The sequence below is a fragment of the Pasteuria ramosa genome (genome assembly GCF_056496785.1).
Genome location: NZ_CP143099.1, coordinates 595,001 through 607,600, shown reverse-complemented (window position 1 = coordinate 607,600; position 12,600 = coordinate 595,001). Strand labels below are relative to the sequence as shown.

General features: G+C 35.0%; 11 protein-coding genes, 6 tRNA genes and 2 rRNA genes (1 of these 19 running past the window's edge). 6 read left to right on the top strand and 13 right to left on the bottom strand.

What is annotated here, in order from left to right; translation table 11 throughout:
* The first annotated feature begins 298 nt into the window (after positions 1-298).
* The 3 genes from nadB to nadA are packed head-to-tail and all read left to right on the top strand — an operon-like array spanning position 299 to position 3,782.
* Positions 299-1,822, top strand: a complete 1,524-nt coding sequence (gene nadB, locus VS182_RS02765) for an L-aspartate oxidase (RefSeq protein WP_479484973.1) — start codon at positions 299-301, stop codon at positions 1,820-1,822.
* Entirely contained in the window at positions 1,819-2,664 is an 846-nt protein-coding gene (gene nadC / locus VS182_RS02760) for a carboxylating nicotinate-nucleotide diphosphorylase (protein ID WP_479488849.1), read from the top strand. Before nadB ends, nadC begins: the two co-directional genes overlap by 4 nt.
* A gap of 11 nt (positions 2,665-2,675) precedes the next feature.
* Positions 2,676-3,782 (top strand): quinolinate synthase NadA, encoded by a 1,107-nt coding sequence (gene nadA / locus VS182_RS02755; protein WP_479484971.1) that lies wholly within the window; start codon positions 2,676-2,678, stop codon positions 3,780-3,782.
* Between the two features lie 53 nt (positions 3,783-3,835).
* Here the strand turns inward: nadA and VS182_RS02750 are convergent, their stop codons facing one another.
* Positions 3,836-4,342 (bottom strand): hypothetical protein, encoded by a 507-nt coding sequence (locus tag VS182_RS02750; protein WP_479484970.1) that lies wholly within the window; start codon positions 4,340-4,342, stop codon positions 3,836-3,838.
* Between the two features lie 115 nt (positions 4,343-4,457).
* Here VS182_RS02750 and VS182_RS02745 point away from each other — a divergent pair, with 115 nt between their 5' ends.
* Both VS182_RS02745 and VS182_RS02740 read left to right on the top strand, forming a co-directional pair.
* The gene (locus tag VS182_RS02745; protein ID WP_479484969.1) at positions 4,458-5,483 is read left to right on the top strand and encodes an aldo/keto reductase; all 1,026 of its coding nucleotides are present in this window, start codon (positions 4,458-4,460) and stop codon (positions 5,481-5,483) included.
* A gap of 31 nt (positions 5,484-5,514) precedes the next feature.
* Positions 5,515-6,996, top strand: a complete 1,482-nt coding sequence (locus VS182_RS02740) for an FAD-dependent thymidylate synthase (protein WP_479484968.1) — start codon at positions 5,515-5,517, stop codon at positions 6,994-6,996.
* Here the strand turns inward: VS182_RS02740 and VS182_RS02735 are convergent.
* The 4 genes from VS182_RS02735 to yunB all read right to left on the bottom strand — a co-directional run bounded on the left by VS182_RS02735 (position 6,993) and on the right by yunB (position 9,168).
* Positions 6,993-7,148, bottom strand: coding sequence for a spore coat protein GerQ (locus VS182_RS02735; RefSeq protein ID WP_479492714.1), 156 nt, complete (start codon positions 7,146-7,148; stop codon positions 6,993-6,995). The two genes, VS182_RS02740 and VS182_RS02735, sit on opposite strands and share 4 nt — an antisense overlap.
* Positions 7,149-7,485: 337 nt before the next feature.
* Positions 7,486-7,794 carry a spore coat protein GerQ gene (locus tag VS182_RS02730; RefSeq protein WP_479492713.1) on the bottom strand — a complete coding sequence of 103 codons (309 nt, stop codon included), beginning with the start codon at positions 7,792-7,794 and terminating at the stop codon, positions 7,486-7,488.
* A 24-nt stretch (positions 7,795-7,818) separates the two neighbouring features.
* Positions 7,819-8,193: a cell wall hydrolase gene (locus tag VS182_RS02725; RefSeq protein WP_479491751.1), complete on the bottom strand. Its 375-nt coding sequence runs from the start codon at positions 8,191-8,193 to the stop codon at positions 7,819-7,821.
* A gap of 246 nt (positions 8,194-8,439) precedes the next feature.
* Positions 8,440-9,168: a sporulation protein YunB gene (yunB, locus tag VS182_RS02720; RefSeq protein WP_479488001.1), complete on the bottom strand. Its 729-nt coding sequence runs from the start codon at positions 9,166-9,168 to the stop codon at positions 8,440-8,442.
* A gap of 153 nt (positions 9,169-9,321) precedes the next feature.
* Between yunB and mnmA the strand changes: the two genes are divergently transcribed.
* Entirely contained in the window at positions 9,322-10,371 is a 1,050-nt protein-coding gene (mnmA, locus tag VS182_RS02715; protein WP_479492783.1) for a tRNA 2-thiouridine(34) synthase MnmA, read from the top strand.
* Positions 10,372-10,488: 117 nt separating this feature from the next.
* Here the strand turns inward: mnmA and VS182_RS02710 are convergent.
* The 8 genes from VS182_RS02710 to VS182_RS02675 form a co-directional block, all read right to left on the bottom strand.
* Positions 10,489-10,562, bottom strand: a tRNA-Arg gene (locus VS182_RS02710).
* A gap of 19 nt (positions 10,563-10,581) precedes the next feature.
* Positions 10,582-10,653: transfer RNA gene (locus tag VS182_RS02705), tRNA-Cys, on the bottom strand.
* Between the two features lie 54 nt (positions 10,654-10,707).
* Positions 10,708-10,778: transfer RNA gene (locus VS182_RS02700), tRNA-Trp, on the bottom strand.
* A 49-nt stretch (positions 10,779-10,827) separates the two neighbouring features.
* Positions 10,828-10,900: transfer RNA gene (locus VS182_RS02695), tRNA-Thr, on the bottom strand.
* A 15-nt stretch (positions 10,901-10,915) separates the two neighbouring features.
* A tRNA-Phe gene (locus VS182_RS02690) sits at positions 10,916-10,991 on the bottom strand.
* A 19-nt stretch (positions 10,992-11,010) separates the two neighbouring features.
* A tRNA-Ser gene (locus VS182_RS02685) sits at positions 11,011-11,100 on the bottom strand.
* Positions 11,101-11,168: 68 nt separating this feature from the next.
* A 5S ribosomal RNA gene (gene rrf, locus VS182_RS02680) occupies positions 11,169-11,286 on the bottom strand.
* A gap of 56 nt (positions 11,287-11,342) precedes the next feature.
* Positions 11,343-12,600: ribosomal RNA gene (locus tag VS182_RS02675) — 23S ribosomal RNA — on the bottom strand (it continues 1,682 nt past the right edge of the window).

Genomic DNA, 12,600 nt, shown 5'->3' with positions numbered 1-12,600 from the left:
TTATAAATCAAATTATAATAAATACAAACTTTGTGCAATGGATAAATATAAATTATTCATTTATTTAAAAAAAATTTTATTGACATAGAAGATAATGCTTTTGCTTTCAAACTTAATCAATAAGCATATATTTATAAATTTTAATATTAATAAAATATATTAATAATTTAAAATCAAAATCTATTAAAAATAATAAAGCCAAAATCAAATAAAACATAGCATTTGACTTTGTCCTTTTTCCTGCGACAATGTAAAAAAGACTTGGGAACCATTATATATCAAGGAAAGGAATGGAGAAATGCAATACTACGAAACTGATATACTAATTGTGGGCAGTGGTATAGCAGGTATTGTTGTTGCTTTGAGTATCGATCCCAAAGCAAATGTCATCATTCTAACGAAGCGAGATAAACAAAATAGCAACTCCTACCGGGCACAAGGTGGTATTGCGGCAGCTATAGGTGATCATGATTCTCCTGAACTACATTACAGTGATACCCTAAAAACAGGTGGTGAGATATGCAATCGTGAATCTGTAAAAAAACTGGTTAATACAGCGCCAGAAGCTATTACACAGTTAAGTAAATGGGGTGTTGTATTTGATAAAGAAGGTAGAAATTGGTCTTTAGGTCTAGAAGGTGCCCATAGTATGCCTCGCATACTACATGCTGATGGTGATACAACAGGCGCATCGATTATGAAAAAATTGTTAGACTGTTTAAAAAAGCGACCTAATATATCCTTAATCAAAAATATGTTTGTGTTGGATTTAATAGTTAAAGATGGCATTTGTCAAGGTGTCTTAGCCATCGATAAAAAATCTAAAACAACCAGCTATCGGGCCAGAAAAGGCGTTGTTTTAGCTACAGGTGGATGTGGTCAAGTTTATCGCTATACAACAAATAGCGAAGTATCAACAGGAGATGGCTTTGCATTAGCCTATAAAAATAATATCCGCATGGTAGATATGGAATTCATACAATTTCACCCAACAGCCTTAATTGGGACGAAAAACCCGATGGTACTAGTTTCTGAAGCAGTAAGAGGAGAAGGAGCAATTTTAATTGATGAATATAACGATAGACTATTAATAAATCATGATTGTAAAGATTTAGCCCCTAGAGATATCGTAGCAAGAACAATATATAACGCCCAGCAAAATGGTAGACAAATCTATTTAGATGCCAGGTCGATACATAAAAGGTTTATCCAACGTTTCCCCTATATATATTTTATGTGCAAAAAAATTGGTATAGACCCACGGAATACACTCATACCTATTACACCAGCAGCTCATTTTATCATGGGCGGTATAGAAGTAACTTTAGACGGAAAAAGCTCAATGCCTAATTTATATGCCTGCGGTGAAGTAGCTTGTAATGGTGTACATGGCGCAAATCGCTTAGCTAGCAATTCATTATTAGAAGGAGTTGTATTTGCCCAGCAAGTTGCTGAAAGTATCTGTAACAGCAAATCAATCCATAAATGGGGCAAAATAGCAAAAACAAAAATTTTACCTTTACCTCATAAGACACATATTACAAAATTCCATCATGATCTTGGTTGTTTAATGTGGGAAAATGCTGGAATTACACGTACAGGTGATAATTTAAAAAAAGCGCTGCAAAAATTGATAGATTTAAAAGAAAAAATGCCTAAAGGGTGTTTTACATGTGATAATCTTTGGATAACTGCAAAATTAATCACATCGGCAGCTTATAAGCGTAAAGAAAGCAGAGGCAGTCACTATCGACAAGATTATCCACATAATTCACAAGAATGGTCTAAAAAACATAACGCGGTGGTGCATAATAAACAATGAGTCTTACTAATTTAGAATGGTGTGACATAATCAAAAGAGCTTTAAAAGAAGATATTGGTTCTATAGACATTACAACTGAAACCCTGGTACCATACAATAGTGAATTTTCTGTCAACATAGTCGCAAGGTCTGAAGGTATTATCGCCGGTTTATCTATTGTGGAATATATAATGAAAAAATTAGATCCAGACTGCATATTAAAAATGATGGTAAAAGACGGTCAAAAAGTTGCTAAAAATACATGTTTAATAAGCATTAAAGGTAAAGCACAGGCTATTTTACAAGGAGAACGTGTAGCTTTAAATTTTATACAACATTTATCAGGTATTGCTACCCAAACTAATTTAGCTGTACAAAAAATTTCTAAGTATAATTGCCAGGTACTCGATACACGTAAAACCACACCAGGTATACGATGTATGGAAAAATATGCTGTTTCCGTAGGTGGTGGTTACAATCACCGATATAATTTACAACATGCTGTCATGATTAAAGATAATCATTATCCATTTATTAAAAACATCGGCGATGCTGTCCAGAAATTACGAAAAATCATAGGACCATTTACCCCGATTATCGTTGAAGTTGAAAATTTATTATCTTTAACGGAAGCATTAAATGCAAATGTTGAATTTATTTTATTAGATAATTTTTCCATAAAAGACCTACATAAAGCAATTTCTTTAGCAGATAAAGACGTTTTTTTAGAAGCATCTGGAAAAATAACATTAGAAAATATTGCTGAAATTGCATCTACAGGCGTAAACGCTGTTTCAATGGGCTGGTTAACACACTCTGCAAAAGCTATGGATATAGGTCTAGATATTGAAAAAGAAATGTAGGAGGTAGTATAGTGGAAATTAGCATAAGTAACCCGAGTAATAAACAGCTACCAGATACATATCGTCAACTAACAGAATATGAATTAGATACAAAAATAAGAAAAGCGAAAGCATCTTTAGGAAAGGATTTAATTATCCTAGGACATCATTATCAAAGAGAAGATGTAATAATTTATGCTGACTATTGTGGCGATTCCCTATTACTAGCGCAAAAAGGCGCTGAACAAACAAAAGCCCCCTTCATTATATTCTGCGGTGTCTACTTTATGGCTGAAACAGCCGATATCCTATCTCAATCTGGTCAGAAAGTCCTATTGCCCGATATGCGCGCAGGATGTACGATGGCCGATATGGCAAACATTGAAGATTTAGAAGAAGCATGGGAATGTTTAACTAATCAATTTAATCAAAATATTATCCCTGTAACATATGTTAATTCAAGTGCCGAAATTAAAGCATTTGTGGGCAAAAAAGGCGGCGCGACCTGCACATCTTCAAATGCTGCCTCAGTTTTAAAATGGGCGTGGAATAAAAAAGAAAAGATTCTCTTTTTACCAGATCAACATCTAGGTAGAAATATCGCTTATGAGTTAGGTGTACCATTAGACGAGATGCCTCTATGGTCATATCTTGATGGAAAATTAAGTGATCTAAAAACAAACCCACAAGATATTAAAATCATCTTGTGGGAAGGTCATTGTTCCGTACATCAAAGATTTAATGGTCATCATATTAAAAACTGGCGCCAAAATGACCCAGAAAGAAAAATTATCGTTCATCCAGAATGTTCTTTTGAAGTAGCTAGAAATGCTGATTATGTTGGTTCAACAGAATTTATCAAAAAAACAATCGAACAATCTGAAGAAGGAACTAGTTGGGCTATAGGAACAGAGGCTAACTTGGTCCAAAGATTGGCTAATCAAAATAAAAATAAAGATATAAAATTACTAAGTTCTACTACATGCCAGTGTTTAACTATGAATCGCATAGATAGACAACATTTATTGTGGGCTTTAGATAGTATTTTAGATAATAAACCTATTAACATTATTAAAGTACCTGAAGAGCAAAAATATTGGTCTAAAAAAGCAATCGATCAAATGTTAATGATCTCATAAAAAAAGCTCATTATGGGAAAAGATATCCCCCATAATAGAGCTTTTGATCTTAATTAAGAATTGTTTTTGTACATCATAGATAATTTAGCTAATCTGCTAATTAAATAAGAAAGTTTAAAATCTTCACGATCATATAACTTCTGGAAAAAATTTTTATACCCAATTTGTTGAATTATATCATACCCTTTCGCTGTTAAACGTTGTTTATATTTCTTATTTTTTGATTTTCCTTGAATATAAAAAACATAACCATCTCCTTGCTTGGCAATATCAATACGAGGCAAATTTGTCTTTTTAAACAAATTAATAATTTTATGGTATTTTTCGCGTTTTTTACTGACGATATATATTTGATATAAAAGATCTTTATTTTTTGAATAAAATTTATCTTTATCAATCAAATCACCCGGATGCATATCATGGCGTATAACAAACTTATGGTATAAATTATCACGCTTAATACCTTTGACATTATAATAATCTTTAACTTCCCCAGCATTAGAAGAAAAACCAAATAACAAAAAAACGAAAAAATAAATCATAAATCTATTAAAAATCATAAAAAAACTCCCAATCCTTTAAAAAAGGATAATTTTTTATATTTAATGAAAAAAATAATAAAACCTAATAAATAAAAACTTTTCAAAAAATCAGATTTTAAAAATTATATAGGAGATGATAAAAATCGCCAATCAACATAAAACACAACAAAAAACAGATATAATAAATTTCTGTGACAAAAAAATTTCGCGTATCGGACTGGGAACCATGTCTCTGGGCGGAGACCTTTATGGTGACATGTCTGAAAAACTAGCCTGTGAAATTCTAGAAAGATCTTTAGAGCAAGGAATAAGATTATTTAATACAGCTGCCTTTTATGGCAATGGCAAATCTGAAAAATTATGTGGAAAGATTTTAAAAAGTAGCGATTTAGGTAAAGAAGTCGTGATTATTACCAAAGGTGGCTTATATCGCGATCCTCAAACCAATAAATTTTTTTGTGATGCTTCTAGTGAGACTCTACGAAGAAGTATTGAAGCTAGTTTAACCAATCTAGGATTAACAAGTTTAGATGTATATCAATTGCATTGGCCAGATAACGGCACACCGATTTATCAAACAGCTAAAACATTATTAAGCTTACAAGAAGAAGGTTTAATCCATAAAATAGGTATTTGCAATAGCCCACCGAACGTTTTAGAAGAATTAATGAAATATATCACTTTAGATAATCATGAATTAAGTTTTAATATCTTCGATCCAAGCCTACGAAAAACGATAACAACTAGCCAAACAATGGGCCTCAAAATACTTGTATGGGGAGCATTAGCACACGGCTTATTATCTGATAATAAATATGATGGTAAATGGCATGAACGTGATTTTCGTCGTCATCATCCTTGGTTTAAAGAACCAAACATAACGAATTATCAAAAGGCTTGTCAAGCTCTAAGAATACAAGCAAAAAAATACGACAAAACCCTGACACAATTAGCTATAAGGTATGTTTTAGACGAACCAGGAGTTACAATTGCTTTATGGGGTATCCATCATCCTGATCAATTATCATCTATTAAAGGTGCCCTTGAATGGTCTTTAACTCAAGAAGAACGATCTTCATTAGAAAATATCGTAAAAAGTTATATCTCTATCCCTAAACCAAGAACACATCTTCAAAGTCCACCTTCGCGGTTTAGTTAGATTAAAAATACATCAAAGGAGGTTATGAGCGTTGATAAGTAATTTCGTTTCAAATACCGATAAAGATGTATATGTTTTATATAATTTACCCGAAGAAGTTATCGCCGTCATTTTTGCTTATGTCAGCAGAAGCCCTCATAGTTTCCGTACAAATTTATACAATTTATTAAAAAATGAGATGTCTAATTTAGAAAAAATACCTAGTAATAGTCACAATATGAATAGTATATCAAAAAATATTTCTGATAAAACAGCAGCTTTTCACCAAAAATGGGTCCTCAATTATGGACATAGCAGTGTTGCTGAACACGCTGTTGCACATATCGGCATAGAACGTTTAAGTAGACTAGCTTCCGCAGAGCTCGCATTAGCAACATCTTTTAACAGTTTCACAGAATATAGCCAAAGATATCAACGCTTATCACAAGGAAGCTATTATTTACCTTCACCTTTAAAAAATCATCCTGTGCTCTTAAATTCATTTATTAGCTTGCAAAATCTAATTTTTTCTACATATGAAAAATTACAAAAAAAAATATTAGATTATCTAATCAAAAATGAACCCCCAAAAGAAAATGAACAAGCAGACACAAAAATAAAAAGAATGAAAATAAAAGCATTAGAAGATGCTAGATATGTATTAACATTAGCAACTCATACTAACTTAGGCATGACAGCTAATGGCAGAAGTTTAAGAAATACACTTGTTCATCTCTTATCAACAGAATATCTGGAATGTCAAGATTTAGCTAAAAATATTGAACAAGAAGTAAAATTGATTATACCTACACTCTTGCGTTATGTAAAAGCCAGTGATTACATATCTAATAGCAGAAAAAAAATAAAATCTGAACTAAAAAAAATATCAATAAATACAAATATTTGTTCTTCAAAGCAAAGTGCCAATTTTACAATGCTACCTAACTATAAAGAAGTTTTGGCTCAAATTGTTTCATTTATTCTCATGCGCGAAAAAAATATCTCTTTTTCAGAAGGTAAAAAATGGTCTGATTTACAAAATCAAGAAATATTAGAAAATATCGTTGAAAATATGCTATCGTCTTTAGCCGCTTTTGATAATCCAGATCAAATCTTAGAACATCTAAATTATCAAATCTCATTTAACATCTCCGAAGCTAGCTGGCATCAACTTCTAAGACATAATAGAAAAATAAATTTCCATGCAGGACCTCCAAGTATCCATAATGGCTATACAATACCACCAAACATAGTGGCAGCTAAGTGTACAGATCTTTTTGAAGAAGTAATGGAAGCCTCTGACATGGTTTATGACAGAATAAATCAATGGAACCCTTATGTAGCCAATTATTGTATTACAAATGCCCACAATCGTAAAATCATCGCCAATTGCAACTTATGGTCGCTTTATCATCTAATAAACTTAAGAACAACAGAGGAAGCTCAATGGGATATTAGAGAAACAATAACTTCTTTGCATGAGCAACTCCAAATAAAACATCCTCTTTTAGCTAAATATGCTAAAAGACGTTAATCACGTATAACTAAATAGTTTAAATTAATATTAAATAGTAATAATTTATCCCCTGAATTATCAGCACTGATAAATAAATAATCTCGCCCGCTACCCACTAAGGTACCTCGAAAGATTTTACTACGCCATTTATCACTTGAATCATATGTCATATAAGCTATAACTTTTTTACCTATATTTTTACTTATAACTTCTTCCGCATATCTCGGTTCCTTAGGTGGTGCTTGTTGCTGTAAAGTATGTAAATCTGGAAATTGACAATCAATATCACTAAATGGAAAAAAAAGATCCCATCGTAGTAATAATTCCCGTACAAAAAAAAAACCTCCTAATTATATATAAATAAAAAATTATCTACTATAAATATTCATTTAATAATTTGTTAATTAAATAACATCTCCATTTCCATAAAAATATGGAAATGGATACAATAGCACATTAATAATATAACTTTTAATAATTTATGTGTTTCACTAAATTTAGTAACGGCTATTTTTTCACTTCATTGTCAATCAACATATAGTTCAAATTAATGCTAAGTAATACTAAGTCTTTACCACTCGACTTATCACGCATTAAAAAATAATCACGACCGGATTCTAATAAAGTTCCGGAAAAAATTTTACTACGCCATTGATCACTTGAATCATACGTCATATATGCCGTAATACTTTTACCTACACTCTTTTTAATTAACTCCTCAGAATATTTATTCTCAACCGCCGACGGTGCGTCTGATGTACGTCCAGCCGGCATAGCCTGTGGGAATACATAAAATGGATATGGATTATAATACAAGATAATACTCCCCCTATAAAATTTTTAGCGAAAAACATTCGGACAATCATCTGTTTTAGGTTCATAAAAACAATGATTTTTATACTGCCCACTCAAAGATTGTCCATACCAGCTTGGAGGACAATCTTCGCGAGGGTTAAAAAACCAAAGAGAATATTGTGCAGGTGGTAAAGTGTGACCATTAACAACACGCCGAGCTAATTTAAGATCTCTCTCTCTAGCTGGTTGATAAAAATAAGGTTTAGTAACACATTCAAAACCACCTGGTTTTTGAAAAACCATATCAGGGATACTGCGGACATTTTTAAAATCTAAGCAATTAGAACGAACCCTGTTAACACCTACATTTCCCACCAGCAGCATCCCTCTATCACCATCTCCCTCAGCCTCAGCGCGCATCAATCTAGCTAACAACGATATATCACGTTCATTAACACGAATAGATACAGGAATACGAAAACACCCCTTTGTCTTCCCTTAAAATGCAATTTTTATTCTTCACTGAACCTATAAAAAATAAATTTGCAAAATAATAATGATATAAATCTTATTATTATTTTCTGAAAAGTATTAATAAAAAAAATAATAAAAAATAATAAAAAAATATTTATATAAATTTATGCTTAAAGCATTAATCAAAGAACCTTATTCATTTTCATTACTCGAAACTTCATTAGGAAGATCTATATTTGGTTTAATATGTTTTTGCGTTTTATCGGTATTAAAAGAATAATAAGATGAAGGAACATCCCCAACAACCAATACTTGAGCTAAAGGATACGAAAAAGACACAGGAAAATGTTGCTCTGTAAAAGGGACAACAACGCCCATTTCTGTATGAACGTTTATCTGTAAAGTAACCATAACCATATTTATCCCCTTTGACTCCATATGAGGCGAAATAGAAACTTTACTAGCTCCTTTAGGCCACATTTGTAATTTAATACTTGGACCAATAGCTGAAAGAACTTGGCTCTGTAATATTTGACCTATCTTTATATATAATACTTGTTCTGTTAAACCCATTAATTTATTTTGAACACGCTCAACCATATATTCATAAATCGTTGCTTGTAATTTTGCATTCATATTGACAAAAGCAATTCGTCCATTTTTTTCTTTTTCAATATGTATAATTTCATTAAGACTATCACCTAAATTAACTTGTATTTCCCGGATACCCTCCAACATAGCCTGTTGAGCAATCTTCTTAACCTTTGATTGGGCAATTAACAACAGCATAGGACGTAAATTTTCTTCCATACGCCAAATACCATATACAAAAATACAAAAAAACAACATAATAAGATATAAAAAAAATTTATGATGCCAAAATCTCTTATTTCTAACCCTGTGCAAACGCCTACGACCCAAAAATATACGCCTCCTAGATATTTAATCTTTGCATAAGTAAAAATATTAATTTAATAATTATGCAAATTATCATTTTAAAGAACTAATTTCAAATATTATTTTTTTAGGAGTGAGCATACTTTGTCTCATAAAAAAACACGCATTTTGTTAGGCATGTCAGGTGGTGTAGATTCATCCGTATCCGCTAAATTATTAAAACAAGCTGGATATGATGTCATAGGCATATTTATGAAAAATTGGGAAGACGATAATATAACATGTACAGCAGAAGCAGATTATTATGACGTCGAAAGAGTTTGCTATCATTTAGATATACCATATTACCCTATAAACTTAACCAAACAATACTATGAAGGCGTCTTTAGTAAATTCCTTCAAGAATTAAAAAAAGGATATACACCTAATCCAGATATTTTATGTAACAAAGTAATTAAATTTGGTGCTTTTCGCGAAGAAACAGCAAATTTAGCAGCTGAAACAATTGCTACTGGTCATTATGCCCAATGGATTGAACATGAAAAATATGGACGTTCATTACATAAAGGTTTTGATTTAAATAAAGATCAAACATATTTTTTAGCTTTAGTCCCATTAGAAAGATTAGAAAAAACAATTTTCCCAATTGGACATCTAACAAAACCAAAAGTAAGAGAGATCGCAAAGGAAATTGGTTTAATAAATGCCGATAAAAAAGATAGTGTAGGAATATGTTTTATCGGCAAGAGATCTTTTACCAAATTTATACAAAAACATCTGTCAACACCTAAGGGTGAAATTAGATGCTTAGACACCGATATACTACTAGGTGAACACAACGGTATTATCCTAGCAACTTTAGGCCAGAGAAAAGGCTTAAATATAGGCGGTAAAGTTAATAAAAAAGGTCCTTGGTATGTAGCTAATAAAGATGTTGCATCAAACACCATCTACGTTGTTGAAGGGAAAAATCATCCTGCTTTATTTACAAAAGAAGTTAAAGTTAAAAATATGAATTGGTTAGTAAGAACACCATTAGCAAAAAACTTTCATTGTACAGCTAAATGCAGGTATCGCCAGACAGCCGCACCGTGTGATGTTGAGATAATATCAAGCAATCGCCTAAAAATCACTTTTAAAGAAGCTCAATGGGCCGTAACCATTGGGCAAGCATTAGTTTTATATGATGAAAATGTTTGTTTAGGAGGAGGTATAATTACAAAATAAAAAACCAGCAAATAAATATGCTGGTTTAAAAAATTATAAAAATAGGATAAAAAATCGTTATTTTTATAAACGTATTTTTTATCCTCGAAAACTTATTAAAAAATTATTATTTCAAGGCGTGCCCTGGAAGATTCGAACTCCCGACCTTCTGATCCGTAGTCAGACGCTCTATCCAGCTGAGCTAAGGGCACATATATTTTAAAAAAAACAAGGCGGCACCCGGAATCGAACCGGGGGTCGAGGTTTTGCAGACCGCTGCCTTAACCACTTGGCCATGCCGCCATAAAAAAATAAAAAATGGACTTACAAATATAACCCCTTATCTTATAAAGACAGCAGGGGCGGTAGGAATTGAACCCACACTAAGGATTTTGGAGACCCTCGTTCTACCATTAAACTACGCCCCCATAATTCTTTGTGAGAGACCAAAATCAATAAAAAAATTATATTTTTAAATGCTGGCGATAGGAATCGAACCCACAACCCCCTGATTACAAATCAGGTGCTCTACCAATTGAGCTACGCCAGCTGGAAAAACAAAATGTGGTGGCTCGAGACGGAATCGAACCGCCGACACAAGGATTTTCAGTCCTCTGCTCTACCGACTGAGCTATCGAGCCAAAAGATCCAATGAAAAAATGGCGGAGAGAGAGGGATTCGAACCCTCGAGGCGGTCTCCCACCTACACGATTTCCAATCGTGCTCCTTCGACCACTCGGACACCTCTCCGTTCTAGCATATAAGCCCCATAAAAGAGGCTAATATATAAAACCAAATCCTAGATATTTAAAAGCTCTACCTGGCAATGTCCTACTCTCCCAGGGGCCTGCGCCCCAAGTACCATCGGCGCTGAAGGGCTTAACGACCGTGTTCGGAATGGATAACGGGTGGTTCCCCTTCGCTATAATCACCAAGCTGCAACCTTAGCAGACATAGTAATTGTAACACATTGTGTAGTAAAAATCAAGCATCAGGTCAAGCCCTCGTACAATTCGTATCTGTCAGCTTCACGTCTCACGACGCTTTCACATCAGACCGATCAACCTCGTATTCTCCAAGGTGTCTTACCCGCTTTGCTGCGGCGGGAGGCCTAATCTTAGGGCAGGCTTCGCGCTTAGATGCTTTCAGCGCTTCTCCTATCATGCTTAGCTACCCTGCTGTGCTCCTGGCGAAGCAACAGGTACACCATTGGCATGCCCATTCCGGTCCTCTCGTACTAGGAACAGACCCCTGCAAGCCTCCTACGCCCGCGGCAGATAGGGACCGAACTGTCTCACGACGTTCTGAACCCAGCTCGCGTACCGCTTTAATGGGCGAACAGCCCAACCCTTGGGACCTCCTTCAGCCCCAGGATGCGATGAGCCGACATCGAGGTGCCAAACCTCCCCGCCGATGTGAACTCTCGGGGGAGATTAGCCTGTTATCCCCGGGGTAGCTTTTATCCGTTGCGCGATGGCCCTTCCACTCGGTACCACCGGATCACTAAGTCCGACTTTCGTCCCTGCTTGACATGTACGTCTCGCAGTCAGGCTCTCTTATGCCTTTGCACTCATTAGCACGATTTCCATCCGCGCTGAGAGAACCTTTGAACGCCTCCGTTACCTTTTGGGAGGCGACCGCCCCAGTCAAACTGCCCACCTGGCACTTTCCTGTATCCCGTCTAGGAATATCAGTGAGAACCAACAACGTACAAGGGTGGTATCCCACGGTTATCTCCACACATGCTAGCGCATATGTTTCACTGATTCCCACCTATCCTGTACATGCACGCCATCAGCTCAATACCAAGCTGCAGTAAAGCTCCACGGGGTCTTTCCGTCTTGCCGCGGGTCGTCTGCATCTTCACAGACATTGCAATTTCACCGGGTCGCTTGTTGAGACACTGTCCAGATCGTTACGCCTTTCGTGCAGGTCGGAATTTACCCGACAAGGAATTTCGCTACCTTAGGACCGTTACGGTTACGGCCGCCGTTTACTGGGGCTTCGGTTCTGAGCGCCAACTCTTCCCCTTTACCTTCCAGCACCGGGCAGGCGTCAGCCCCTATACTTCGCCTTTCGGCTTTGCAGAGACCTGTGTTTTTGGTAAACAGTCGCCTGGACCTCTTCACTGCGGCTCCTCTCCTTTTATAGAAAGGAGCACCCCTTCTCCCGAAGTTACGGGGCTATGTTGCCGAGTTCCTTAACAAACGTTCTCCCGCTCACCTTTAGATACTCTCCTTGCCCACCTGT

Coding starts and splice junctions, on each gene's coding strand:
- nadB (WP_479484973.1), top strand. CDS start 299: ATGCAATACTACGAAACTGATATACTAATTGTGGGCAGTGGTATAGCA.
- nadC (WP_479488849.1), top strand. CDS start 1,819: ATGAGTCTTACTAATTTAGAATGGTGTGACATAATCAAAAGAGCTTTA.
- VS182_RS02750 (WP_479484970.1), bottom strand. CDS start 4,342: ATGATTTTTAATAGATTTATGATTTATTTTTTCGTTTTTTTGTTATTT.
- VS182_RS02745 (WP_479484969.1), top strand. CDS start 4,458: ATGATAAAAATCGCCAATCAACATAAAACACAACAAAAAACAGATATA.
- VS182_RS02735 (WP_479492714.1), bottom strand. CDS start 7,148: ATGACATATGATTCAAGTGATAAATGGCGTAGTAAAATCTTTCGAGGT.
- VS182_RS02725 (WP_479491751.1), bottom strand. CDS start 8,193: ATGCGCGCTGAGGCTGAGGGAGATGGTGATAGAGGGATGCTGCTGGTG.
- mnmA (WP_479492783.1), top strand. CDS start 9,322: ATGTCAGGTGGTGTAGATTCATCCGTATCCGCTAAATTATTAAAACAA.